Origin of the sequence: Burkholderia sp. 22088, from assembly GCF_052045915.1 — a bacterium.
Taxonomy (GTDB): Bacteria; Pseudomonadota; Gammaproteobacteria; order Burkholderiales; family Burkholderiaceae; genus Burkholderia; species Burkholderia cepacia.
In genome coordinates, this window is the sequence record NZ_JBQEPY010000004.1 from 52,800 (window position 1) to 77,737 (window position 24,938).

24 protein-coding genes are annotated in these 24,938 nt (G+C 69.0%); 13 read left to right on the forward strand and 11 right to left on the reverse strand.

The features are described from left to right. Nucleotide 1: 1 nt before the first annotated feature. The 3 genes from mdcA to madL form a co-directional block, all read right to left on the reverse strand. Nucleotides 2-1,648: a malonate decarboxylase subunit alpha gene (mdcA, locus tag ACTJLD_RS08585; protein WP_027787897.1), complete on the reverse strand. Its 1,647-nt coding sequence runs from the start codon at nucleotides 1,646-1,648 to the stop codon at nucleotides 2-4. 134 nt (nucleotides 1,649-1,782) lie between these two features. Continuing rightward, nucleotides 1,783-2,550 carry a malonate transporter subunit MadM gene (gene madM, locus ACTJLD_RS08590; RefSeq protein ID WP_021162695.1) on the reverse strand — a complete coding sequence of 256 codons (768 nt, stop codon included), beginning with the start codon at nucleotides 2,548-2,550 and terminating at the stop codon, nucleotides 1,783-1,785. A gap of 11 nt (nucleotides 2,551-2,561) precedes the next feature. Next, nucleotides 2,562-2,957: a malonate transporter subunit MadL gene (madL, locus tag ACTJLD_RS08595; RefSeq protein ID WP_021162694.1), complete on the reverse strand. Its 396-nt coding sequence runs from the start codon at nucleotides 2,955-2,957 to the stop codon at nucleotides 2,562-2,564. A gap of 328 nt (nucleotides 2,958-3,285) precedes the next feature. On the opposite strand from madL, the gene ACTJLD_RS08600 reads away from it, so the two are divergent. Further along, nucleotides 3,286-4,134 carry a LysR substrate-binding domain-containing protein gene (locus ACTJLD_RS08600; RefSeq protein ID WP_027787899.1) on the forward strand — a complete coding sequence of 283 codons (849 nt, stop codon included), beginning with the start codon at nucleotides 3,286-3,288 and terminating at the stop codon, nucleotides 4,132-4,134. A 170-nt stretch (nucleotides 4,135-4,304) separates the two neighbouring features. After that, the gene (locus ACTJLD_RS08605) at nucleotides 4,305-4,583 is read left to right on the forward strand and encodes a DUF4148 domain-containing protein (protein ID WP_059695563.1); all 279 of its coding nucleotides are present in this window, start codon (nucleotides 4,305-4,307) and stop codon (nucleotides 4,581-4,583) included. 54 nt (nucleotides 4,584-4,637) lie between these two features. Here the strand turns inward: ACTJLD_RS08605 and ACTJLD_RS08610 are convergent, their stop codons facing one another. Further along, the gene (locus tag ACTJLD_RS08610; RefSeq protein ID WP_134255488.1) at nucleotides 4,638-5,555 is read right to left on the reverse strand and encodes a 3-hydroxyacyl-CoA dehydrogenase NAD-binding domain-containing protein; all 918 of its coding nucleotides are present in this window, start codon (nucleotides 5,553-5,555) and stop codon (nucleotides 4,638-4,640) included. A gap of 247 nt (nucleotides 5,556-5,802) precedes the next feature. Between ACTJLD_RS08610 and ACTJLD_RS08615 the strand changes: the two genes are divergently transcribed. Next, the gene (locus ACTJLD_RS08615) at nucleotides 5,803-6,243 is read left to right on the forward strand and encodes an Hsp20/alpha crystallin family protein (RefSeq protein ID WP_027787902.1); all 441 of its coding nucleotides are present in this window, start codon (nucleotides 5,803-5,805) and stop codon (nucleotides 6,241-6,243) included. Between the two features lie 16 nt (nucleotides 6,244-6,259). Continuing rightward, nucleotides 6,260-6,670, forward strand: coding sequence for an Hsp20/alpha crystallin family protein (locus ACTJLD_RS08620; RefSeq protein ID WP_440658551.1), 411 nt, complete (start codon nucleotides 6,260-6,262; stop codon nucleotides 6,668-6,670). 94 nt (nucleotides 6,671-6,764) lie between these two features. Here the strand turns inward: ACTJLD_RS08620 and ACTJLD_RS08625 are convergent, their stop codons facing one another. Then, on the reverse strand, nucleotides 6,765-7,100 hold the full coding sequence (locus ACTJLD_RS08625; protein WP_027787904.1) for a zf-TFIIB domain-containing protein: 336 nt from the start codon (nucleotides 7,098-7,100) through the stop codon (nucleotides 6,765-6,767). Between the two features lie 96 nt (nucleotides 7,101-7,196). Then, complete coding sequence (locus ACTJLD_RS08630; protein WP_021162687.1) at nucleotides 7,197-7,952, reverse strand: TerC family protein; 756 nt, start codon at nucleotides 7,950-7,952, stop codon at nucleotides 7,197-7,199. A 108-nt stretch (nucleotides 7,953-8,060) separates the two neighbouring features. Between ACTJLD_RS08630 and ACTJLD_RS08635 the strand changes: the two genes are divergently transcribed. Both ACTJLD_RS08635 and ACTJLD_RS08640 read left to right on the forward strand, forming a co-directional pair. Then, nucleotides 8,061-8,954 carry a LysR family transcriptional regulator gene (locus ACTJLD_RS08635; RefSeq protein ID WP_440658553.1) on the forward strand — a complete coding sequence of 298 codons (894 nt, stop codon included), beginning with the start codon at nucleotides 8,061-8,063 and terminating at the stop codon, nucleotides 8,952-8,954. 115 nt (nucleotides 8,955-9,069) lie between these two features. Further along, complete coding sequence (locus tag ACTJLD_RS08640; RefSeq protein ID WP_440658555.1) at nucleotides 9,070-10,317, forward strand: DUF2242 domain-containing protein; 1,248 nt, start codon at nucleotides 9,070-9,072, stop codon at nucleotides 10,315-10,317. A 198-nt stretch (nucleotides 10,318-10,515) separates the two neighbouring features. On the opposite strand, the gene ACTJLD_RS08645 is transcribed toward ACTJLD_RS08640, so the two are convergent. Then, a complete protein-coding gene (locus tag ACTJLD_RS08645) occupies nucleotides 10,516-11,430 on the reverse strand; it encodes a pyridoxal-phosphate dependent enzyme (RefSeq protein WP_440658556.1) in 915 nt (304 codons plus the stop codon). Nucleotides 11,431-11,609: 179 nt separating this feature from the next. Here ACTJLD_RS08645 and ACTJLD_RS08650 point away from each other — a divergent pair, with 179 nt between their 5' ends. The 6 genes from ACTJLD_RS08650 (at nucleotide 11,610) to ACTJLD_RS08675 (ending at nucleotide 19,628) form a co-directional block, all read left to right on the forward strand. Then, a complete protein-coding gene (locus ACTJLD_RS08650) occupies nucleotides 11,610-12,521 on the forward strand; it encodes a LysR family transcriptional regulator (RefSeq protein WP_440658557.1) in 912 nt (303 codons plus the stop codon). 738 nt (nucleotides 12,522-13,259) lie between these two features. After that, a complete protein-coding gene (locus ACTJLD_RS08655; RefSeq protein WP_440658558.1) occupies nucleotides 13,260-14,465 on the forward strand; it encodes an MFS transporter in 1,206 nt (401 codons plus the stop codon). A gap of 579 nt (nucleotides 14,466-15,044) precedes the next feature. Next, the gene (locus ACTJLD_RS08660; RefSeq protein WP_059681963.1) at nucleotides 15,045-15,542 is read left to right on the forward strand and encodes a Csu type fimbrial protein; all 498 of its coding nucleotides are present in this window, start codon (nucleotides 15,045-15,047) and stop codon (nucleotides 15,540-15,542) included. 15 nt (nucleotides 15,543-15,557) lie between these two features. After that, a complete protein-coding gene (locus tag ACTJLD_RS08665) occupies nucleotides 15,558-16,277 on the forward strand; it encodes a fimbrial biogenesis chaperone (RefSeq protein WP_027787912.1) in 720 nt (239 codons plus the stop codon). Between the two features lie 94 nt (nucleotides 16,278-16,371). Then, nucleotides 16,372-18,669, forward strand: a complete 2,298-nt coding sequence (locus ACTJLD_RS08670; RefSeq protein ID WP_440658559.1) for a fimbria/pilus outer membrane usher protein — start codon at nucleotides 16,372-16,374, stop codon at nucleotides 18,667-18,669. Beyond that, entirely contained in the window at nucleotides 18,666-19,628 is a 963-nt protein-coding gene (locus ACTJLD_RS08675; protein WP_060312068.1) for a Csu type fimbrial protein, read from the forward strand. The genes ACTJLD_RS08670 and ACTJLD_RS08675 overlap by 4 nt, the downstream gene beginning before the upstream one ends. A 32-nt stretch (nucleotides 19,629-19,660) precedes the next feature. Here the strand turns inward: ACTJLD_RS08675 and ACTJLD_RS08680 are convergent, their stop codons facing one another. The 4 genes from ACTJLD_RS08680 to ACTJLD_RS08695 all read right to left on the reverse strand — a co-directional run bounded on the left by ACTJLD_RS08680 (nucleotide 19,661) and on the right by ACTJLD_RS08695 (nucleotide 23,742). Beyond that, entirely contained in the window at nucleotides 19,661-19,951 is a 291-nt protein-coding gene (locus ACTJLD_RS08680) for a hypothetical protein (RefSeq protein ID WP_234742882.1), read from the reverse strand. A 105-nt stretch (nucleotides 19,952-20,056) separates the two neighbouring features. After that, on the reverse strand, nucleotides 20,057-21,079 hold the full coding sequence (locus ACTJLD_RS08685; RefSeq protein ID WP_440658560.1) for a histone deacetylase family protein: 1,023 nt from the start codon (nucleotides 21,077-21,079) through the stop codon (nucleotides 20,057-20,059). A gap of 49 nt (nucleotides 21,080-21,128) precedes the next feature. Then, nucleotides 21,129-22,400: a Zn-dependent hydrolase gene (locus tag ACTJLD_RS08690; protein ID WP_440658561.1), complete on the reverse strand. Its 1,272-nt coding sequence runs from the start codon at nucleotides 22,398-22,400 to the stop codon at nucleotides 21,129-21,131. Between the two features lie 31 nt (nucleotides 22,401-22,431). Then, a complete protein-coding gene (locus ACTJLD_RS08695; RefSeq protein ID WP_060371685.1) occupies nucleotides 22,432-23,742 on the reverse strand; it encodes an MFS transporter in 1,311 nt (436 codons plus the stop codon). Nucleotides 23,743-23,930: 188 nt separating this feature from the next. On the opposite strand from ACTJLD_RS08695, the gene ACTJLD_RS08700 reads away from it, so the two are divergent. Then, a complete protein-coding gene (locus tag ACTJLD_RS08700; RefSeq protein WP_027787919.1) occupies nucleotides 23,931-24,887 on the forward strand; it encodes a LysR family transcriptional regulator in 957 nt (318 codons plus the stop codon). The last annotated feature ends 51 nt before the right edge of the window (nucleotides 24,888-24,938 follow it).

Below are 24,938 nucleotides of genomic sequence, written 5' to 3' on the forward strand. Positions count from 1 at the left end.
CTCACCAGTTGCGGAACCGGGCCGGCGGCGCATAGAGCCCGCCCGACCAGTGCACGAGATCCTTGATCGAGCGCGCGGCGAGCCAGCGGCGATCGGCGTCGAGCGGATCGATGCCGAGATCCTCCGGACGGCGGATCACGCCGCGCTCGCGCAGCCGCTCGACCATCTTCCGGTCGCGGCCGCGGCCGATCTCCGTATAACCGGCGACGCCGCGGATCGCATGCTCGCGTTCGTCCTTGTCGCGGCACATCAGCAGGTTCGCGATCCCTTCCTCGGTAACGATGTGCGTGACGTCGTCGCCGTAGACCATGATCGGCGCGAGGTCGAGCTGCAGCTTGTCGGCGAGCTTCAGCGCGTCGAGTTTCTCGACGAACATCGGCACGTTCTTGTCGCCGAACGTCTCGCCGATCTGCACGACGAGCTTGCGGCCGCGCCTGAGTGCCGCCGGCGTATCGGGGTCGGCTTCCGCGCCGGCCTTCAGCCACGGCTCGCTCGGGTGACGCCGGCCGCGCGCGTCGCTGCCCATGTTCGGCGCGCCGCCGAAACCGGCGATGCGCTCGGCGGTGACCGTCGACGAATGGCCCGACAGGTCGATCTGCAGCGTCGAGCCGATGAACATGTCGCACGCGTAGAGGCCGGCCGTCTGGCAGAACGCGCGGTTCGAGCGCAGCGACCCGTCGGAGCCCGTGAACCATATGTCGGAACGCGCGCGGATGTAGTCGTCCATCCCGACTTCCGAGCCGAAGCAGTGGATCTGCTCGACCCAGCCCGATTCGATCGCGGGGATCAGCGTCGGGTGCGGATTGAGCGCCCAGTGCGAGCAGACCTTGCCCTTCAGCCCGAGCTTCTCGCCGTAGGTCGGCAGCAGCAGTTCGATCGCGGCCGTGTTGAAGCCGATCCCGTGGTTCAGGCGCTTGATGCCGTACGGTTCGTAGATGCCCTTGATCGCGAGCATCGCGGTGAGGATCTGCGTTTCGGTGATCGCGGCCGGGTCGCGCGTGAACAGCGGCTCGACGTAGAACGGCCGGCCCGCTTCGACGACGAAGTGCACGCGGTCGCCGGGAATGTCGACGCGCGGCACCTTGTCGACGATGCGGTCGACCTGCGCGATCACGATGCCGTCCTTGAACGCGGTGGCCTCGACGACGGTCGGCGTGTCTTCGGTGTTCGGGCCCGTGTACAGGTTGCCGTCGGCGTCGGCGCTGACCGCGGCGATCAGCGCGACCTGCGGCGTGAGGTCGATGAAGTAGCGCGCGAACAGCTCGAGATAGGTGTGCACCGCGCCGAGCGCGATCTTGCCGCCGAACAGCAGCTTCGCGATGCGCTGCGACTGCGGGCCCGAATACGCGAAGTCGAGGCGCTTCGCGATGCCGCGCTCGAACACGTCGAGATGCTCGGGCAGCACGACGCCCGACTGCACCATGTGCAGGTCGTGAATCTTCGCGCTGTCGACGTCGGCGAGCGCCGTCGCGAGCAGGTCGGCCTGCTTCTGGTTGTCGCCTTCGAGACACACGCGGTCGCCGGGCCGCAGCACCGCTTCGAGCAACGCGACGGCGTCGCGCGCATCGACCCGCTTGCCCTGCGCGAAACGCGCACCGGCCGCGAGGCGTGCATCGCGCGCCTGCCGCGCGTGATTCCATCCCGTCATGAACAGTTCTCCCGCTTCGATGGTTCAGCGGCATTCTAAGCCTGGCGCCGCCGCCGATTGATGATGTTGACGAATGCGACTCAGAGGACGCCGCGATGGATGCGGCCCGCACGCTTGGGCCGCATCGCAGCGCGCTACGCGCCGACCAGCGCGCGCGTCGTGAAGAACAGCACCGACGGCCCGAGCAGGCAGCCGACGCCCGTATGGAACGTCGCGACCAATGCGCCGTACGGGACGAGCCGGCGGTCGGTCGCGGCGAGCCCCGCGCTCACGCCGCTGACGGTGCCGGCCAGGCCGCCGAAGATCATCGCGGAGCGCGGCGTCTTCAGGCCCATGAAGTTGGCCGCGACCGGCGTGCCGACCATCACGATGATCGCCTTCACGAGCCCCGTCGCGATGCTGAGCGCGATCACGTCGGAACTCGCGCCGATCGCCGCGCCCGTCACGGGGCCGACGATGTAGGTGACGGCGCCCGCGCCGATGGTCGTCATGCTGACCGCGTCGGTGTAGCCGAACGCGCGCGCGATGCACGCACCGACGATGAACGGCAGCACGGTGCCGAGCAGCAGCGACACGACGCCGACGAGCCCGGCCTTGCGTGCCTCGGTCGGCTGCACTTCGAACGCGGTCGCGACGATCGCGAAATCGCGCAGCATCGCGCCGCCCATCAGGCCGATGCCGGCGAACAGCTTGACGTCGGCCAGCCCTTTCTCGCCGCCGGTGAATGCGCCGCCGACGTAGGCGAGCACGAGGCCGATCACGATCGCGATCGCCGAGCCGTGCACGCGGCCGAACGTGAGCTTGCGCGACGCGATCGACGACAGCCACATGATCAGGCCGACCAGCGCGAACGACGCGACGAGCCCGTTGTGGGCGACGACTTTTTCGAGCATCTGCAGCATGGCGGCCTCCTTCACTGTTCTTCGAATTGCGGCACGGCCGCGAAGGCCGTGTCGTCGCGCCCGGTGCGCACGAGTACCGCGATGCAGCATGCGCAGATCGCGACCGCGCCGACGGCGGCCAGCAACGCGACGGGGCCGCCCTTGAGCGCGGCGACGACGTTCTGGTTCGCGGCCATCGCGACGACGACGGGGATGTACATCGCGCCCCAGAACCCGACGCCGGCCTCGGTTTCCTTCGGCAGCCAGCCGCGCCGGTGCAGCCACAGGCGCAGGCAGATCAGCAGCAGCATCGCGATGCCGACGCCGCCGACATTGGTCTTCACGCCGATCGCGCTGCCGAGCAGGTCGCCGAGGAACAGGCCGGCCAGGTGGCAGAACGCCAGCAGCGCGGTTCCGTAGATGATCATGAGTCGTCTCCAGTCTCTTCGTGACGGGCGCCGGACGCATGCAGGAACCGGCCCCGCACGCCGATCCCGTGCGCGGACTCGTCTCCTGCGGCGGTGCGCCGCGGCCCGGCGGCCCGTCATGCGGGCGCGTTCTCGGGCGGTCGATGGGATGATGCGGTTTCGGGCCGGATGCCGGATGCCGTAGACTGACCGATGCAGCCGCCGGCACGACGCGGGCTACGCATCCGGTGTGCGCCGTGACGGGCACGCACCGAGGCGTGATCCGATACTAGCGCCGCAATATCCGGCCATTTATGAAGTTGTCGAAACCGATTCAGTGGATTTAGCAATGCGCCCGTTACCGCCCGAGCTGCTGCGCAGCTTCGTCGCCGTCGCCCAGTCCGGCAGCTTCACCGCCGCGTCCGAGCGCGTGAGCCTGTCGCAATCGACCGTCAGCCAGCATATCCGCCGCCTCGAGGAGCTGCTCGACCGGCCGCTGTTCGAACGCGACACGCGCAACGTGCACCTGTCGCAGCACGGCGACGCGCTGTTCCGCTACGCGGTGCGCATCCTCGAACTGATGGACGAAGCCGTCACGTCGGTGTGCGGGCCGCCGCTGTCGGGCAAGGTGCGGCTCGCGATGTCGGAGGATTTCGCGTCGGCGCACCTGACGGCCGCGCTCGCAAGCTTCGTGCAGCGCAATCCGGAAGTCGAACTCGCGATCTCGACCGGGCTGTCGGGCGACCTGTTCGACGCGCTCGACGAAGGGCGGCACGATCTCGTGTTCGCGAAGCGCATCGCGGGCAGCCGGCGCGGCCGCGTGATCCGCAGCGAGCCGCTGTACTGGTGCACGGGCCCCGATTCGCGGATCACCGGCCACGAGGCCGTGCTGCCGCTCGCGATGCATCCGGAGCCGAGCGTGTCGCGCCGCCGCGTGCTCGAATCGCTCGAAGCCGTCGGGCGGCCATACCGGATCGCGGTAGTCAGCAGCAGCGTCGCGGTGTTGCGCGCCGCCGCGAGCGCGGGACTCGGCGTCAGCGCGTTCGCGGGCTACGTGATCCCGGCCGGGCTCGCGCGGCTCGACGCGGGGCTGCCCGAGCTCGGCGAACTCGAGTACGTGATCGACCGGCCGGCGGCCGCGTCGCGATCGACGCTCGCGCTCGAAGCCACACTGATCACGGCGGCGTCGGAGTTGTAAGCTCACCGGGCGCGACGCACGCCTGCGCGGCCGGCTGCGCCCGCAACTGACAGTTCTGCCCGGAACGCGTCATCGTCCGCGCAGCACCCGCTCACGACAATGGGCCCCATCGGAACGCACGGCAGCCGCCGCGCGCATCCGGTGTCCCGTCCCCTTGATCGGAGCACGCCATGAATGTCTTGCGATTCGCCGTCGCGACCGCCGCCGCCGCCCTGCTGTCCCCCGCCTTTGCCCAGACCGATGCCGCCGCGCCCGAACAGGGCCTGACACGCGCGGAAGTCATCGCCCAGCTCAAGCAGGCCTATCTCGACGGTGAACTGCCGACGAACGACGGCAACTACCCGCCGAGCGCCGCGACGCGCGCGCGCAACCGCGAACTCGTGCAGGCCGCGAGCCCGTCGTGGCTTGCCCAGACGCCGCGGGCACCGCAAACGGCCGCGCAGCAGTAGCGGAGCGCGGCCCGACCGATCGCGGCCCGACCGAAACGCTCCGCCCAGGCGCGATCACGGCAGGAAGCTGCGGCGCCGCGCGTCGATCAGCTCGACGAGCAGGCGGTCGCGTTCGGCCGCCAGTTCCTGCATCGAGCGCTCGCCCTGGATCGCGCGCAATTCGTCGTTCAGCTTGCGATCGACGTCCGGGTTGAACGAGGGCGTGCCGAGGTCGTCCCACCAGCTCGTGATCGGCCCCGACAGGTGTTCGAGGAAGTGTGCGATTCCGCCCGCGCCGCCACCGAGGTGATAGGTCAGGCACTGCCCCATCAGCCCCCAGCGCAGGCCGGGCCCCCATGCGACGGCCTTGTCCGCATCGGCAACGCTCACGACGCCTTCGCCGACGAGGTGATACACCTCGCGGAACAGCGCCGCCGCGAGCCGGTTCGCGACGTGGCCGGTCATCTCCTTGTTGAGGACGATCGTCTGCTTGCCGAGCGCATCGTAGAACGCCTTCACGCGCGCGATCACGTCCTGGCCGGTGGCCTCGCCGCCGACCAGCTCGACGAGCGGAATCAGGTGCGGCGGATTGAACGGATGCGCAATCAGGCAACGTTCCGGATGCTTTTCGCACGCGGTCTGGATGTCCGACATTTTCAGGCCCGACGAACTCGACGCGATCGGCACGTGCGCGGGCAGCACGTCGTCCATCTGCCGGTACAGCGCACGCTTCAGGTCGAGCCGCTCCGGGCCGTTCTCCTGCACGAAGTCGACGCCGTCGAGCGCACGCACGAGATCGGCATCGAACGACAGCCGCGCGGAAAGCTCGACGGCCCGCTCGCCGAGAAACGCGGCCAGTGCGTCGCGCAGCCGTGCGTCGGCTTGCGGCGCCGGATCGGTCGCGACGACGTCGAAGCCCTGCGTCAGATAGAAAGCGGCCCAGCTGGCGCCGATCACGCCGGCGCCGACGATCGCGATGCGTCGAATGTCCATGGTTGTCCCGTGTCGTTGGTCTGCAGATAGATCGCGGCGATTGTCGCATCGAACCGCACGGGCCTGCATTGATGCAGATTGTGGATCCCCTCTTGAAATGCGCTGCGGCGGCCACTAATTACGCGTCGTCGGGCAGCGCACCACACCACGCACTGCCCCCGTTTCGACCCAGTGGAGCCCCCGCGTCGCGCCCGCCGCAGGCGTCGCGCCGTCGCGTCTCCCGCGTTCCCTGTTCAGGAGGACTCACATGAGCGGTATCCATTTCGGCAGCGACCTGTTCGACGAATTCGCCCGCGTGCAGCGGCAGGTGGCGAGCCTGCTCGGCGATCGTCCGTCCGGCATTCGCGCGGTGCGGCCCGGCGCCTTTCCCGCACTCAACGTCGGCGCCACCGACGGCGCGATCGAGATCGTCGCGTTCGCGCCCGGCATGGCCGCGGCCGACTTCGACGTGTCGATCGACAAGGACCTGCTGACCATCAGCGGCGAGCGCAAGCCGGCGCCAGGCGGTGAAGGCGACGACCTGCGCACCTATGCGCAGGAGCGCTTTCACGGTGCGTTCCGCCGCGTCGTCGAGCTGCCGCGTGACGCGGATCCCGACCAGGTCAGCGCCCGCTATGAAAACGGCTGCCTGCTGATTCGCGTCGGCCGGCGCGAGGCATCGAAGCCGCGCGCGATCACCGTTCAATAATTCTCAGGATACCGACATGACTGCGAACCCGACCCTGACCGAACGCCAAACGAGCACCGTCCACCCCGCTGCCGCCGAAGCGGTGCGCCGGCCCGCGATCACGCCGGCCGTCGACATCGTCGAGAATCACCTCGGCGTCACGCTGCGGGCCGACCTGCCTGGCGTGCCGCGCGAGAACCTCGACGTGAAGGTGCACGACAACACGCTGACGATCGAGGCCGACACGCACCTCGATACGCCGGCCGACCTCCGCGTGCGGCATGCCGAAATCCGCGCGACGCGCTATGCGCGCAGCTTCGTGCTGAGCCCCGACCTCGACACGTCGAGGATCGACGCGAACCTGCGCGACGGCGTGCTGACGCTGACGATTCCGCGCCGCGAGGAAACGCGTCCGCGCCGCATCGACGTGACGGCCGGCAACGCGTAAGCACCGGTGCGTGCCGTCGTCCCGCACGCGTGAAAAAGCCCCGCCGGGTACGCGCCCGGCGGGGCTTTTCAACGACATGACGACATCGGCGGAGTCAGTCGAAGTCGAACAGGTCGAACACCGATTTCCGGCGACGCTGGCCGTCATGTTTGTAACGATCGCCGTGCGAGCGGCCATCGTGTCTGTCCCGATCGTCGTGCGCGCGGCCGTCGCGCCCCCACCCGCCGTCATGGCCGCGCGGCGCTTGCGCATCGTGCCGCACGGGCGTCTCGTCGCGACGCACCGGCGCGTCGCCGGCCTCGCGCGCGATCAGCTTGTCGAGTTCGCCGCGATCGAGCCATACGCCGCGGCAGGTCGGACAGTAGTCGATTTCGATCGACTGGCGCTCGGCCATCAGCAGGTCGGGCGTCTTGCAGACAGGGCATTTCATCGCGCTTCTCCTTTCCGTGCGAATTTCGTCTGGATGCCGTATGAGACGCGCGAACCGGGTGCCGCCTGAGCGGCAGCCGGCGTCGCGCGCGGCCGCTCAGCGGCCTTCCGTCCGTGCCGCGCGCTTCGCCTTCGCGCGCCGCGCCAGCATGTTCATGCCCTCGACGAACGCCGAGAACGCCATCGCCGCGTAGATGTAACCCTTCGGCACATGCGAGCCGAAACCTTCGGCGATCAGCGTCATGCCGATCACCACCAGGAACGACAGCGCGAGCATCACGATGGTCGGGTTGCGGTCGATGAAGCGTGCGAGCGGCTGCGCGGCGAACAGCATCACGGAGACGGCGACGATCACCGCGACGAACATGATCGGCACGTGTTCGGTCATGCCGATCGCGGTCACGATGCTGTCGATCGAGAACACGATGTCGAGCATCACGATCTGGCCGATCGCGGCCCACATCGTCAGGCCTGCCGCGCCGCCGGCACCGCCCGCGCCGTCACCGTCGTGCGACACGTGGTGATGGATCTCGGTGGTCGCCTTCCACACGAGGAACAGGCCGCCCGACAGCAGGATCATGTCGCGCCACGAGAACGCATGGTCGAACAGCGTGAACACCGGTTCGGTGAGGCTCGCGATCCACGCGACGCTGCCGAGCAGCGCGAGGCGCATCACCAGCGCGAGCGCGATGCCGAGGCGCTGCGTGCGGGCGCGCTGCGCTTCGGGCAGCTTGTTGCTGAGGATCGAGATGAAGATCAGGTTGTCGATGCCGAGCACGACTTCCATCACGACGAGCGTCAGAAGCGCCGCCCAGACGGCGGGGTCGGCGGCAAGCGTCAGCAGGTAGTCCATGAAATGGGCCGATTCGAAAGTGGAAAGCCCGATGATATGCCGCTCAGAACTTCGTAAAAATCAGAGAGAATCTGATTTTTGGTTCGGATTTTCCGAAATTACGTTCCGATGCTCAATTTCCGACATCTGTACTACTTCTGGGTCGTCGTGAAGGAAGGCGGCTTTGCGCGCGCGGCCGCGCGGCTCGACATGGCCGTGCAGACCATCAGCGCGCAGGTGCGCGAGCTCGAGAAGGCGCTCGGACACCAGTTGCTGCGCCCGGCCGGGCGCAGCGTCGCGATGACCGACGCCGGCCAGGCCGCGTTTGCGCGCGCGGAGGCGATCTTCGAGATGGGACGGCTGATCCCCGACGAAGTGCGCGCGGCGGCCAGCCAGCCGACCGTGCGGCTCGCGGTCGGCCTCGCGGACGGCATCTCCAAGCTTGCCGCGCACGCGATCCTGGCACCCGTTCTGGATACCCCCACGCTGCGGCTGCTGTGCCACGAGGGCGAGCACGACGCGCTGCTCGCGGAGCTCGCGCTGCATCATCTCGATCTCGTGCTGGCCGGCCAGGGCGCGCCGTCCGGTTCGAACCTGCGCGTGACGAGCGAGCGGCTCGTCGCGTCGCCGGTCGACTGGTACGGCCCCGCGGCACTCGTCACGCCGGCCACTCGGGAGCACTTTCCGCAGTGCCTCGCCGAGCTGCCCGTGCTGCTGCCGACCGCGCACTCGGCGCTGCGCGCGCGCCTCGACCGGTGGCTGGAAGGTGAGCGGATCGTGCCCCGCGTGGCCGGGGAATTCGAGGACAGCGCGCTGATGGCCGTGTTCGCGGCGCGCGGCCTCGGCGTGTTTCCGCTGAGCGAACTCGGCGCGAACGATGCGTCGCTGCTGCGCGGGTTGCGGCGGCTCGGGCGCGCGGGCGACGTGACCGAGGAGATCCACGCGATCCGCTCGCGGCGCGGCGAACACCATCCGCTGACGTCGCAATTGCTGGACGCGGCGCGCGGCGCACCGGCCGACTGAAGCGAGTGCGACATCAAACGAAACTATAATGGCGCCCCGGCCTTACGAGATTGCCGCGCGCTTCATCCAGGCACCGCCGTTGCGCGGCCTCTCGCCAAGCCTTCTGAAAGACGCCATGCACAACCGATTTCGCCTGTTTTCCGTTTCGTGCGCGCTCGCGGCCGCGACCGTGCTGGCGGCGTGCTCGTCGCCGCCCAAGCCGATCTACCAGCAGGAACAGTTCGACGCGACGAGCAGCCCGTATGCGCATACGTTCCATTCGAAATCCGACGCGGCCTGCGAGGCCGCGCGGCGCGCGCTGCTGAGCCAGGGTTATGTGGTGTCGTCGTCGCGCAACGATGCGGTCGACGGCAGCAAGAATTTCCAGCCGAACAACGACATGCACGTCGTGATCGAGTTTCACGTCGTGTGCGCGGACGCGAACGCGGACGGCTCGTCGAGCATCGCGTACGTCAACGCGGTGCAGGATCGTTACACGCTGAAGAAGTCGAATACGTCGGCCAGCGTCGGGCTCAGCGTGTTCGGCTCGCTGTCGCTGCCGATCGGGTCGAGCGACGACGCGCTCGTCAAGACCGCCAGCGAGACGATTCCCGCCGGCGTGTTCTATGAGCGCTTCTTCAATCTCGTCGAGCATTTCCTGAAGATCGACCCGGCCCGCCGCGACCGCGCGACCGTCAAGGCCGCCGAGAAGGAACCCGTCACGCCGCTGCCCGAACCCGCGCCGACGCCGCAGGGCGAGCCGATGAAGATGACGACCCCGGCCGTGCCGACGCCGCCCGCGGCGCCGGTGCCGCTTTCGCTGCCGGCCGTCACGCCCGAATCGGGCGCGCACGCGGTGCCGGCCGCGGCGTCGGCCGTGGTCGCGCCGGCGGCGATGCGTGCTGCCGCGCCGGTGGCCGCATCGGGTTCGGGTTCGGGTTCGGGTTCGGGTTCGGGTTCGGGTTCGGGTTCGGGTTCGGGTTCGGGTTCGGGTTCGGGTTCGGGTTCGGGTTCGGGTTCGGGTTCGGGTTCGGGTTCGGGTGCAGCACCGGCTCCTGCTACCGCGTCGACGCCCGCACCGGCGATGGCACCTGCAACGGCGTCCGGGGCGGCATCCACACCGGCCTCAACGCCCGTGCAGGCTTCCGCGCCTGTTCCCGCTTCCAGTCCGGCATCGACACCCGCCGCCGCCGCATCGGCGCCCGCCGCTTCCCCACCCGCCGCTACGACACCGACACCGGCACCGGCCGCACCTGCGCACGTGCCCACCGCATCTGCCCCCGTATCGGCATCGGCGCCCTCGAGCTCGGCACCCGCGCCTGCCGCGGCCAATCCTGTCGCCTCGTCCGCCCCGTCCGGCGCGAGCGCACCGGCCGCCAACTGACCGGTCACCCGTATCGCCGCGCCCGGCCGTAACCGGCGCAGCGCGACGATACGCACCCTTCCCGTCGTTCCTCGCATGAATTTCCACGCTGCCGGCTGCCTGTCCGTTGCGTAGCCGGCATTGCGCCGACACTTCGCAGCGGGAATACGCGGCCATGCACGCATTCGCCGCGTTCGCCGCGCTCGACGGCCGCCCCGCCTACCGCAACGTTGCGCGCAGCGTCTGCAACTGCTCGACGGTCGCCGTCACGCCGCCGCAGACGATCACGGCGATATCCGTCGCCGACGCGAGCACCGGCCGCTCGAGCGCCGCCAGCGCGGCACCGCAGGCGGGCTCGACGACGATCCGGTGTTCGTCGACGAAGCGCAGCGACGCGGCCACCGCGTCGGCGTCGGACACGACGACCGGATGAATCTCGTGCCGCGTCGCCCATTCGACCGCCGCGTCGCACGGCCGCTTCGCGCCAAGCGACGTCGCGATGCTCGTGATCGCCGGCAATTCGACCGGGCGCCCCTGCGCGAGCGAGCGCGCATAGCAGTCGGCGCCTTCCGTTTCGGCCGCGACCACCGGCACGTCGTGCCAGCCGTTGCGCGCCAGCCCTTCGAGCACACCGCACAGCAGCCCGCCGCCACCGACCGCGAGCACGACCGCGTCGGGCTTCGGGCCGGCCGCCGCCATCTCGTCGATCATCGTCGCGTGGCCCTGCCACAGCGCGCGGTCGTCGAACGGGTGCACGAACGCATCGTGCTCGCCGAGCGCCGACTGCGCGAACGCGTTCGCCTCGGCCCAACTCGGGCCGTGCACGATCAGCTCCGCGCCCTCGACACGGATCAGCTCGCGGGCGCGGGCCGTCGCGCTTTCCGGCACGACGACGCGTACCGGCACGCCGAGTTCGCGGCCGCAATAGGCGACCGCGATGCCCGCGTTGCCGCCCGACGACGACACGAACCGCCGCGCGCCGGCCGCGTGCCGCGCTTCGCAGACGGCACCGATGCCGCGCAGCTTGAACGAGCCCGACGGCTGCAGCGCATCGAGCTTCAGCCGGATGGTCCTGCCGAGCCGGCGGGACGCGATTTGCGAGCGGATATAGGGAGTCGGGATATGAAGCGGCATGGGGACGGAACCAATGGGAACGGAGCGAACGGAAGAAACGCACGGAAGAAGCGCACGCGACCCGCGAGGGCGAGCGGCGATGACGGCCATCGTACGGCAGGCTCTCCATGCTTTCCAATACCATCGCATGGCACTTGCTATGCTTCGCAGGTATATCAACGAACCGGAACGGATACCGCATGCGCCAGATCGAATTGCGTCACCTGCGCTACTTCGTCGCCGTCGCACAAGCCGGCAGCGTGATGGCGGGCGCCCGTGCGGCCGGCATCGTCCAGCCCGCGCTGTCGCGACAGATCCGCGAACTCGAGGACGCGATCGGCACGCCGCTGCTGGTCCGCCGCGCAACGGGCGTCACGCTCACGGCGGCCGGCACGAGCTTCCTGCAGGATGCGACCGGCCTGCTCGCGACATTGCAGGACAGCCGTGAGCGCGCGCTGCGCAGCGCGGCCGGCCAGCTGGGCGAACTCCGGCTCGGCGCGTTGCCGAACTGCCTGCCGTTGCCTGTCGTCGCGAACGTCCTCAGGGCGTTTCGCGATGCCTGCCCGGACGTCAAGCTGTCGATCGCGCCGATGCTGTCGGCCGAACAGGCGAACGCGCTGGTGCGCGGCCAGCTCGACGGCGGCATCATGGCGTGGCGTCGCGACGAGGCGCCGCACCTGTCCGGCGTCCGATTGCTGAGCGACCGCTTCGTGCTGGCGATGCCCGCGCCGCCGGGCGGACACTTCACCGCGCCGCGCACGCTGGCCGACGTCGCGAACGAGCCGTTCGTGTGGTTCGACGCGCAGCGCTCCGCCGCGCATCACCGGTTCCTGATGGCGCAGTGCCGGCAGGCCGGCTTCACGCCGCGCATCGCGCAGGTCGGCAGCGACATCCCGACGCTGATCGGCCTCGTCGCGGCCGGAATGGGCTGTGCGTTCGTGCCGGAAAGCGCGTCGCCGACCTGCCCGCACACGGTCCGGCTCGTCGCGCTCGACGAACTCGCGAGCCGCTTCGACATCGAGTTCGTGTTCGACGGCGACGCCGTGCCGCCGTCGCCCGTCGTCGCGCGGTTTCTGGCGGCCGTGCGCGATGCGGCCGGCGAAGCGAGCTGACCGGACGCAGTTCGACCGAATACGCGCCCGGCCTACGATCGGGCGGCCGAATTCGCCCTGTCGATCCACGACCGGATACTTCTCCGTCAAAACGCCGGTTCGACTGGCCTGACGTACTAATCACCAGCCTCGCTTGCGCTAAACATCTTTCAAAACGCCGACGGAAGGCGCCGCAGCGCCGGTGTTTTTAAATTGACACCCAAAACAGCCGTTTAACGCCGGTTCGAATTGTCATGCGTCGAAATATACTTCGCGCGCATCCAACCCTCGTGCCAAAGAGAGGATGCGTTTCTGCCCCGGTCACGGTCCCCCTGTGGCCGGGGCTTTTTTTACCTGCGCGCCTTGTCTGCAAAGGGTATCCGGCGGTGACGCGACGCTCGCGCCGGACGATGGCCGCCACCTCGCCGGCCCGCCGGATCCGCGCCGCCGGACGGGCGGCGGACGGCTTCCGGGCCACCTGCCGAAAAAGGGCGAAACGGGCATCCGTCCGCGTCGAACCGCCCACGGATCGCGGTCTCCCGGTCGAGCGTCGTCCGCCAATCTTTACAACATGCTTTCGAAATACCATCCGCTCGTTCACCCGCGCCCCCTGCCGGTTTCGCTGCACGCTGCATTGTTGAAATGAAATCAAGATAATTTCGTCCGGATACGGCTTTTTCCGCAAAAGTGAAGCAGGCACACTTCGCACTGTCCTCAATGGCCTCGTGCCGTTGTTTCTCGATTACAGGAGCACATCGCGTGAACCCCACGACTTCCTCTCCTTCCCGCCCGGGCGGCGGCGCCGCGCTACCGCTGCTGGCACTCGCCGCCGGTGCATTCGGCATCGGTACGACCGAGTTCTCGCCGATGGGCCTGCTGCCGGTGATCGCCGAAGGCGTGCACGTGTCGATTCCGCAAGCCGGCATGCTGATCAGTGCTTACGCGATCGGCGTGATGGTCGGCGCGCCGCTGATGACGCTGCTGCTCGCGCGCTGGTCGCGCCGCTCGGCGCTGATCGCGCTGATGTCGATCTTCACGATCGGCAACCTGCTGTCGGCGCTCGCGCCCGGCTACACGACGCTGCTGCTCGCCCGCCTCGTGACGAGCCTCAACCACGGCGCCTTCTTCGGGCTCGGCTCGGTGGTCGCGGCCAGCCTCGTGCCGCGCGAAAAGCAGGCCAGCGCGGTCGCGACGATGTTCATGGGTCTCACGATCGCGAACGTCGGCGGCGTGCCGGCCGCGACCTGGCTCGGCCAGATCATCGGCTGGCGCATGTCGTTCGCCGCGACCGCGGGCCTCGGCCTGGTTGCGATCGCGGGGCTGTTCGCCGCGCTGCCGAAGGGCGAAGCCGGCAAGATGCCCGACCTGCGCGCCGAACTCTCGGTGCTGACGCGCCCCGTCGTGCTCGGCGCACTCGCGACGACCGTGCTCGGCGCCGGCGCGATGTTCACGCTCTACACGTATGTCGCACCGACGCTCGAGCACCTGACCGGCGCCACGCCCGGCTTCGTGACCGCGATGCTGGTGCTGATCGGTGTCGGCTTCTCGATCGGCAACATCGCGGGCGGGCGACTGGCCGACCGCTCGCTCGACGGCACGCTGATCGGTTTCCTGCTGCTGCTGATCGCAACGATGGTCGCATTCCCGGTGCTCGCCAGCACGCATGCCGGCGCCGCCGTCACGCTGCTCGTGTGGGGCATCGCGACGTTCGCGGTCGTGCCGCCGCTGCAGATGCGCGTGATGCGGGCGGCCCACGAGGCGCCGGGCCTTGCGTCGGCCGTCAACATCGGCGCGTTCAACCTCGGCAACGCACTCGGAGCGGCCGCCGGCGGCGCGGCGATCTCGGCGGGCTTCGGGTATGCGGCCGTGCCGCTCGTCGGCGGGCTGATCGCCGCGGCCGGCCTCGCGCTCGTCTTCCTGCAGATCGCGCAACAGCGCCGCGCACCGGCCGCCGCGAATTCGTAATCGCGACACGCCGTCCGCCGGCGACGAATGCCGGATCTCCCCTCGCCGACACACGTTCGCGGCCGCTCGATGCGGCCGCGTTCGTTTTCAACCGTCAATTTCACTTCATTCGTTCTTCCAGTCCGGATATCCGGAATATCCGTATATCCCGCCTCAACAAGAATCAAATCCTCTTGCGAATTGCGGGAATCAATTCAATTCCCTTGAGCGATTCATTTTTTCGCCCTCTGAATTCCGCCGAATTCATTAATCAACCATTCCGTACAGGCCGTTTCATTCCGCTGATTCAGGCAAAAATCACGGCCGAATCCAGCATGATTCATGAAGTGCTTGCTACATCCCAGGAAAATATTTCACTCAATTCGCATATTGAAATCACAAATCGCAATGCTTCCCGACTTTATTTACTCAACACCCAATCCAGATGTAACAAAATGAAACAGGGCCGATTTTAATATTGAAAGAATTGCGGGTTCGTATCAGCATTTGCGAGACCGTGGCCTGCGAAGCGCGGCATAAATCCAACGAAAATTCGATCGATGAGGGATCTGCGTGAAAGTCGCCATCGTATCCACCACATTGTCGCTCGCGCTGTCAGTCGGCCTTTCGACACCCGCCGCAGACGCCGCCGTCTATTCAAACGGCACGTCGACCGCCACCTTCAACGTCACGCTCACGCTGCAACCGAACTGCGCGATCACGGCGAACCCGCTGGCCTTCGGCACGAACGGCGTGCTGTCCGCCGCGATCAACCAGCAGACGACCTTGAGCGTCACCTGCACCAACACGACGCCGTACAACGTCGGTCTCGACGCGGGCCTGGTCACGGGGTCGACCGTCGCGAGCCGGCTGATGGCCGGAACGGCAACCGGCAACACGTCGACGACGGTCGGCTTCCAGCTCTACCAGGACGCCGGACGGACGACGATCTGGGGCAACACGCAAGGCACGGACACCGTGGCCGGCACCGGCACGGGGTCCGCACAGTCCTTCACCGTCTACGGCCAGGTGCCCACGCAAGCCACGCCGAAGCCGGACACTTATCAGACGACCATCACCGCAACCGCCTACTTCTGACCGGCGCTGCTTCCCATGTCCGCATTACGTCGAACGCTCGCCGCGCTGCTGTGCGCGGCCGGCGCCGCGCACGCCGCGTCGCTGCAGATTTCCCCCGTCACGATCGAATTCGGCGCCGACGACACGGCCACCGGCATCACGCTCCGCAATCCGGGCGAGCGCCCGGTGTACGGGCAGGTGCGCGTGTTTCGCTGGGATCAGGCCAATGGCCAGGATGCGTTGACGCCCACCCAGGATCTGCTCGCCAGCCCGCCGCTGATCGAAGTCGGCAAGCAGTCCGAGCAGCTGATCCGCGTCGTGCGCGCTTCGCGTACGCCAGCCGGTACCGAGCAGACCTACCGGCTGCTGATCGACGAGTTGCCGCAGCCCGGCGAGGCACCGGCCAACGGCGTGTCGATCCGGCTGCGCTATTCGATTCCGGTATTCGTCGAGCCGGCCGCCAACGGCGCGCCGCAGCTCGACTGGGCGCTCCTGCGCAGCAACGGCGGCTGGGTGCTGCGCGTGCACAACGGCGGCACGCGGCGCGCGCAACTCGCGTCGGTCGAACTCGTGACCGGCGACGGGCGCGCGTACCCGCTCACGCGCGGGCTGCTCGGCTACGCGCTGGCGGGCCGAACCGGCCAGTGGAGCGTGCCGCTGCCGGCCGGCGTCGCGCTCGGCGGCAAGGTCACGGTACGGGCGGCCGTCAATTCGCAGCCGGCCAGTGCGGTCGTCGCGGTGGAGCCGCCGGGCTAGATCGCCGGTGCGCCGCCCGGCCTCTCCCCCTTCGCCACGCGCCGGCACGCCCCCGGCCAATGGACGCGGAACGCCGCGCCGCTCGCCGCGCGCCGTGCTCGCGGCCATCGTGGCCGGCAGCCTGCTCGCGCTCGGCCCGGTGCGCGCTGACGAACTCCCGGTGCTCGTGATGACCGACGGCACGCACGACGTGATCCTCGAAGTCAGCGTCAACGGCGAAAACACGACGCTGCTCGCGCACTTCCGCGAACGCGACGGCCACCTGTCGGCGAGCGGCGCCGACCTGCGCACGATCGGCGTCGCGACCGACCGGCTCGGCCTCGCCGACGCGGCGACGGTCGACCTCGACGCGATTCCCGGCCTGCGCTACCGCTACGACGCGGCACGCCAGAGCGTCGACCTGCAGATGCCCGACTCGCTGCGCCGGCCGTACGCGGTCGACAGCCGTGCGTTGCCGCCCACGCAGGCGGCCAGCGCGTCGCGCGGCATCGCGATCAACTACGAGGCGTACGCGCAGACGATCGGCGACCGGCAGTACTCGCTCTACACCGACGTGCGCTACTTCGATCCGGGCGGCGTGTTCGACACCACGGGCGCCGCGACCTTCTACAACGGCCAGCGGCGCTACACGCGCTTCGATATGTCATGGAGCCGCTCGGACCCGGCGCGGCCGAGCACGACGCAGATCGGCGACACGATCTCGGGGTCGCTCGCGTGGACGCGCTCGGTGCGCATCGGCGGCTTCCAGTGGCGCAGCAACTTCGCGCTGCGCCCCGATCTCGTCACGTTCCCGATCCCGTCGCTCGCGGGCTCCGCCGCCGTCCCGTCGGCCGTCGACCTGTACATCAACAACGTGCGCCAGTACACCGGCAACGTGCCGAGCGGCCCGTTCCTCATCCATGACGTGCCGGGCATCAGGGGGGCCGGCCAGGCGACCGTCATCACGCGCGACGCGCTCGGCCGCACCGTCGCGACCTCCGTGCCGCTCTACGTCGATACGCGCATGCTGTCCGCCGGGCTGTCGAGCTATTCGTTCGAAGCAGGCTTCCTGCGCCGCAACTACGGGCTGCGGTCGTTCGACTACGACGCGCGGCCGGCCGTCAGCGGCTCGATGCGGCGCGGCGTCACCGACGCGCTGACCGTCGAGGGGCATGCGGAAGCGACCGGCAGCGTGCTCAACGCCGGCGTCGGCGCGCTGCTGCGGCTCGGCTACGCGGGCGTCGTGAGCGGCGCGGTCGCGGGCAGCGCCGGCCGCTTTCCGGGCACGCAGGTGAGCGTGGGCTACCAGCTGATCGAGCCGCGCTTCTCGATCAACGCGCAGACGATCCGCGCGTTCGGCCGCTACGGCGACCTGGCCTCGCGCGACGGCGCGACGGCGCCGGCGGCGACCGACCAGGCGACGCTCGCGCTGCCGTTCATGCACCGCCAGACCCTGTCGCTCAGCTATATCGGCTTCCGGATGCCGCAAGGCCCGAGCACGCGGATCGGCACGGTGTCGTACACGCTGGGCTTCGGCGATCTCGCGTCGCTGAGCGTGAGCGCGTACCGCGACTTCGCGCAGCAGGGTGCGAACGGCGCGTTCGTGTCGCTGAACATCGGGCTCGGCCGCAACACGTCGATCAACACGACCGTCGGCCGCCAGCGCGGCCAGTCGAACTACACCGTCGACGCGAGCCGCCCGCCCGACTACGGCGGCGGCTGGGGCTGGGGCGTGCAGACGGGCGGCACGGGCGCGGTGCCCTACCGGCAGGCGCAAGTGCGGTATCTCGGCCACGCGGGCGAAGTCATCGCGGCCGCGCAGCACATCGACCGACAGACCGGCGCGTCGCTCGACGTGAGCGGCGCGCTCGTGTTCATGGACAGCAGCCTGCAGGTGTCGCGCCGCATCGACGACGGCTTCGCGCTCGTGTCGACCGACGGCGTCGCGGGCATTCCGGTGCTGCACGAGAACCGCGTGATCGGCACGACCGACCGCGCGGGGCACCTGCTCGTCCCCGACCTGAACGCGTACCAGAACAACCAGATCGCGATCGACTCGATGAAGCTGCCCGCCGATGCGCGGATCGCCCGCACGTCGATGACGGTCGTGCCGCAGGCGCAGTCGGGTGTCGTCGCGCATTTCGGCGTGTCGCGCTATCGCGCGGCGTCGGTGATCCTGCGCGACGCCGAGGGCCGCCCGCTGCCGGCCGGTGCGCGCGTGCATCACGCCGAAAGCGGCGCGGATACGATCGTCGGCTACGACGGGCTCACGTTCATCGACGGGCTGAAGGAGGACAACCACCTCGTGATCGACTCCGGCACGCAGCGCTGCATCACGGAATTCGCGTTCACCGCGCCCGGCAACGGCACGCTGCCGACCATCGGGCCCCTCACCTGCCGGGCGGCGCCATGAGGCTCGCGCTGCTGCTCGTCATCGCGTTCGCCGCGTGGTGCGGCGTGCCGCATCACGCGCGGGCCGAGTCCTGCACGGCCACGGCGTCGACGGTCAGTTTCGGATCGGTCAGCCCGATCTCCAACGCACCGGTCACCGCGACCGGCACCGTCAGCGTCACCTGCACATGGTCGACCGTCTCGCTGGTGCCGAACGTGCTCGTGTGCCTGAACCTCGGCGGCACGAGCCCGCGCAGCCTCGTCAACGGCACCGACGCGATGCAGTACGACCTCTATCTCGACGGCGGACATTCGGTCGCATGGGGCTCGGTGTATTCCGGCACGACGCCGGCATCCGTCACGCTCGCCAAACCCGCGCTCGGCACGAGCGCGTCCGCGACGGTCACCGTGTACGGACAGATCACCGGAAACCAGCCGACCGTGCCGACGACCGGCAACAGCACCACGACCTATTCGCAGCAGTTCGGCGGCAACACGACGTCGATCAACACCGGGTTCTACCTGCTCGTCGCGCCGACCTGCGCATCGCTGACGACGTCGAGCGGCACCTTCCCGTTCGGCGCGACGGCGGACGTCATCAACAACTGCAACATCAACGCGACCAACGTGAACTTCGGCACCGCGAGCATCCTGTCGGGCACGCTCGCGGCAACGGGGACGATCACCGCGCAATGCACCAACGGCGACGCGTGGAAAATCGCGCTGAGCAGCGGCGGCAGCGGCGACGTGACGGCGCGCCAGATGAAGCGCAGCGGTGGTGGCGGGACGATCGATTACGGGCTGTATACGGACGCCGCGCACTCGATCGGATGGGGCGACGGCACGGGCGGCAGCGCGACGGTCACGGGTGTCGGCACGGGCACGTCGCAGGTCGTGACCGTGTACGGCGCGGTGCCGGCGCAGGCCACGCCCGCGCCCGGCAGCTACAGCGACACGATCACCGCGACGATCAGTTTCTAGCGTTCAACGGCGTGAACGGGCGGGCGCGCCGCTCAGAACGTGACGGTCCATGCGGGCGTCGCGCCCGCGCCGATGCTGCGCGGCGCCGACCGCGCGTCGGGCAGCGCCGCGTGGCTGAGCACGAACGGCGTTCCGTGCATGCAACTGACGCTCGGCATGCCGGCATCGGCAGCCGCCTGCGGCGCGCCGGCGTCGATCGTGCAGGTTTCCGGAATGACGAGACTGACTCGCAGCGGAATCGACGGCTCCGCCGCGCTCGCGAGCGACCCTGCGCCCAGTACGGCGAGCGCGATCGCACCGCGTGTGATCTGGCCGGCTGTCATCGTGCGGCCCTCCTTCGTGCATCCATCCAGGCAGATGCGCGAATTATCGGCACGCGCGCGGAAAACCTCAATCCGCACGCACGCGGTCGAACCCCGCCGCGCCGGTCAGCGCGCGGCGGCGAACCCGCCGAAGAACGCACGCGCGTTGGCGTCGAGGCTTTCGAGGTGATAGCCGCCTTCCTGCACGATCACCGTCGGCAACCCGAGTGCGCCGATGGCCCCGCCGAGCCGCCCGAAACCGCCGGTCGTGACGGCAACCTGCGATTGCGGATCGTCCTTGTAGATATCGAAGCCGAGTGCGAGTACGAGCGCATCGGGCTGGAACCGCGCGAGCGCGCGCAGCGCGTCGTCGAGCCGCTCGAAGAACGCCGACTCGGGCGCGCCGTGCGGCATCGGCAGGTTGAGGTTGAAACCGTCGCCGGCGCCTGTGCCCGTCTCTTCCTCGTAACCCGCGACGACCGGGTAGAAGTTGGTCGGGTCGCCGTGGATCGACACGTACAGCACGTCGTCGCGGCCGTAGAAGATCTCCTGCACGCCCTGCCCGTGATGCATGTCGGTGTCGAGGATCGCGACCCGGCGATGGCGGCCGAGCAGCGCCTGCGCAGCGATCGCCGCATTGTTCAGGTAGCAGAAGCCGCCGGCCGCGTCGCGGCGCGCGTGATGGCCGGGCGGCCGGCACAGCGCGTACGTGTCGCGTGCGCCGTCGTTGACGTCGGCCGCAGCCGCAAGCGCACTCTGCGCGGACCAGTACGCGGCGCGCCACGTGTTCGCGCCGACCGGGCAACTGCCGTCGGCGAGATAGCGCGCGGCCTTCGCGAGCACGCCGCGCAGCGGGTTCGGGTCCCGCACGAACACGTTCGACATCACTTCGTCGCCCCAGTCGTCGGGCATCCGTTTCCAGTCGCGGTGCGCTTCTTCCAGAAAGCGCAGGTAGTTCATGTCGTGCACGGCCGCGATCGGCGCGATGCCGCGATCGGCCGGCTCGCGCACGTCGAAGTCGAGCGACCGGACGGCCGCGACGAGCCGCGCCGCGCGCTCGGGCACTTCCTGCGGCTCACGCATCCGGCCGCGCGACAGGTAGCTGCGCGGATGGTGCAGCAGCTGCTCGGGATGGAAATAGGTGTTCATCGTTTGCCCTCGTCGGTTGTTCTGTCGGTCGATCGATCGGTTCGCGGTGTCACGCATCCTGCGTGGCGGCCACCACTGCAACGCTCGCCGCGACGCCGGCGCGCGCGAGCACCGCATGAAGGAGCACGTTCGTGCCGCGCGTCACGTCGGCGGGCAGCGCGTCCTCGGCTTCGTTGTGCGACAGGCCGTCGACGCACGGGATGAACACCATCGCCGTCGGAACGCGGCGCGCGAGCAGGATCGCGTCGTGCCCGGCTCCGCTGACGATCCGCTCGTTCGTATAGCCGAACGCCGCAGCCGCCTGCGCGACCAGCTCGACACAGTCGCGATCGAACGGCGTCGCCGGGCTGCGCCAGCAGGTGTCGATCGCGACCTGCACGCCGCGCGCCGCGGCGACACGTGCGCAGGCATCGCGCAGTTCGCGCTCCATCGCGTCGACTTGCGCATCGTCGTGATGACGGAGGTCGACCGTGAACGTCACGTCGCCGGCAATGGTGTTGCGCGACGCGTTGCGGATGCCGACCTGCCCGATCGTCGCGAGCCCGCGCGGTGCATGACCGGCGACGATCCGTTCGAGTTCGAGCGCCATCTGCGCGCTCGCGAAATACGCGTCCTTGCGATACGGCATCGGTGTCGTGCCCGCATGCGCGGCCACGCCCGTCACCGTCACGTCGAGCCAGCGGATCGCCTGCCCGCCCGTGACGATGCCGATCGTCGTACCGTTGGCCTCCAGCACCGGGCCCTGTTCGATATGCGCTTCGAAGTACGCATCGACCGCGCCGCCCGTCGCGCGCGCGCCGCGATAACCGCAGGCGTCCAGTGCCGCGCCGAGCGTGATGCCGTCGGCGTCCTGCTTCGCGAGCGCATCGTCGAGCGGCAACGCGCCCGTGAACACGGCCGAGCCGAGCATCGCCGGCGCGAAACGCGCGCCCTCCTCGTTGGTCCACGACACGATTTCCAGCGGCTTGCCGGTCGCGATGCCTGCGTCGTTCAGCGTGCGTACGAGCTCGAGCGCGGCGAGCACGCCATAAACGCCGTCGAACCGGCCGCCTTCGGGCTGCGTGTCGAGATGACTGCCGATCAGCACCGGCGCGGCCTGCGCATCGACGCCGTCGCGCCGCGCGAACAGGTTGCCGACCGCGTCGACGCTCACCGTCATCCCGGCGTCGCGGCACCACTGCGCGAACAGGTCGCGCCCGCGACGATCGTCGTCGGTGAGCGCCAGGCGCCGCACGCCGCCGCGAGGCGTCGCACCGACGCGCGCCATGTCCGCCAGGCTCTGCCACAAGCGGGCGCCGTCGATTTCCAGCAGGTCTTTCATGTGCACTCCGGATGAATTCGTTCGTTGAGGTTCATTGCGAGCCGAGCGCTTCGGCGGTGGCCGGCCGCGCTGCGCGGCGTGCGTCGATCGCGACGATGGAGAGCAGCGAGATGCCGGCCAGGCACGTGTAGAACACCGCGAGCGGCCACCACTGGCCCGCGAAGCGATGCGCGAGCCACGTGCCGACGAGCGGCGTCAGCCCGCCCGCGATCGCGCCGCAGATCTGGTAAGCCAGCGAGATCGCCGAATAGCGCACGTGCGCGGGAAACACGTCGCTCACGAAACCCGCGATCACCGAATAGAAGCCGGCCATGCAGACCACCGCCAGCGCGATGCCGGCAATCAGCGACGCGGACGTGCCGCCCTGCACGAGCATGAACATCGGATACGGCGACAGCATCGCGAGCAGCGCCGCGAGTTTCAGGAAGCGCGCACCGCCGATGCGCTCGGCGATCCACGCGGCGACCGGCTGCGCGAAGAACTGGATGATCGCGACCGCGAACAGGCTGTCGAGAATCAGCGATCGCGAGACGCCGACGTACTGCGTCGTGTACGCGATCATGAACGTGTTCGTGAAATAGACGCCCGCGATGCCGATCGTGTTCGCGCCGATGCAGAGGAACACGAGCCCCGACGCCGAGCGGAACACTTCCGCAACCGGCAGCTTCACCGTGCGGTTGGTTTCCTTCACGCGCGCGAATTCCGGCGACTCGTTCACGCCGAGCCGGATCAGGATGCCGACCACGAGCAGCACCGAACTCGCGAGAAACGGCAGGCGCCAGCCCCACGCGAGGAAGTCCGCCTTGTCCATCGACGTGACCGCGCGGAACGCGATCAGCGACAGGATCAGCCCGGCCGGGCTGCCGAGCTGCGCGAACGACGCGAAGAACGTGCGGCGCCCCTGCGGCGCATGCTCGCCCGCCATCAGCACCGCGCCGCCCCATTCGCCGCCGACCGCGATCCCCTGCACCACGCGCAGCGCGACGAGCAGCACCGGCGCGAGCAGGCCGACCGTCGAATAATCGGGCAGCAACCCGACGCAGACGGTCGCGACGCCCATCATCATCAGCGTCGTCATCAGCGCCTTCTTGCGGCCGATGCGATCGCCGAGGTGCCCGAAGATCACGCCGCCGAGCGGCCGCGCGAAGAAGCCGACCGCGAACGTCGCGAACGACGCCATCGTGCTGACGAAGCGGTCATGCGACGGGAAATAGAGTTCGCCGAACACGAGCGCGGCGGCGGTCGCGTAGATGTAGAAGTCGTACCACTCGATCATCGTGCCGATGAACGCGGCCGTCGCGGCGCGTCCCGGCTGGCGGGCGGAAGGAAGGGACTGGGTCATGCGGGCTCCTGACGCGCGCCGCTGCGGCGCGACGCGCAATATCGTGGACGGCCGTCTGTCGCGGCCTTGCGCCGCACGCTGCGGCGCCCCTCCTTTATCGGCGACCGCAAATCATTAGTCAAATTTCGAGTTATTATTCGCCGTATAAATTCAACTAATATTCACCCGACGCCTCGCCCGGAGACCCGATGCGCCCCGACCTCGCCCCGTTCCTGAACGACCGTCTCGACTGGAACCTGTTGCGCACCTACCTCGTCATCGTGCAGGAGCGCAGCGTGAGCCGCGCGGCCGCGCGCCTGCACGTGACGCAGCCGGCCGTGAGCCAGGCATTGCGGCGGCTCGAGGACACGCTCGAACGCAAGCTGATCGAGCGGCGCGGCACGCACTTCGCGACGACGCCGGCGGGCGAAGCCGTGTACCGGATCGCAAGCGACATCTACGGCGGCATCTCGCGCCTCGAAACCGAAATCGACGACAGCACGGCCGACCTGACCGGCTCGATCCGGCTGCTGACGGTGAGCCGCATCGAGTCGCCCGTCTACGACGAATTCCTCGCGGAATTCCATCGCGCGTATCCGCGCATCGACCTGCAGATCGAGGTGATGCGCTCGTCGGACATCCTGTCTTCGCTGCTGCAGAAAACCGCCACGGCCGGGCTCGGCCTGTGCCGCACGCCGCACGACAAGCTGGAGATGCGCTGCTTCCTGCGCCAGCGCTATGCGATCTACTGCGGCCGCCATCACCGGCTGTTCGGGCAGACGCAACTGCGCATGGACGATCTGCTCGCCGAGAATTTCGTGTCGTTCACGAGCGACCAGATCGGCGACAGCCTGTCGCCGCTCACCGTGTTTCGCGACCAGAAGGGCTTCACGGGACGCATCGTCGCATCGTCGCCGAGCCTCGAGGAAGTGCGGCGGCTGATCTTCGCGGGTTACGGGATCGGCTGCCTGCCCGAACACATCGTGCGCGACGACATCGCCCAGCAGCGGCTGTGGCGGCTGCCGCCCGACGAAGGGCTCGTCGACGTCGACGTGTTCCTGCTGTGGCATCGCGATCGCAAGATGAACGCGGCCGAGCACGCGTTTCTCGACGCGATGGAGCGCTGCATGCAGCGCCATTCGCTTGCGGAGCGGCTCGGGAAGTAACGGCGCGAGCGCGCCGGAGGAAAGCGCCGGGCGCACACGGCCCGGCGCGTC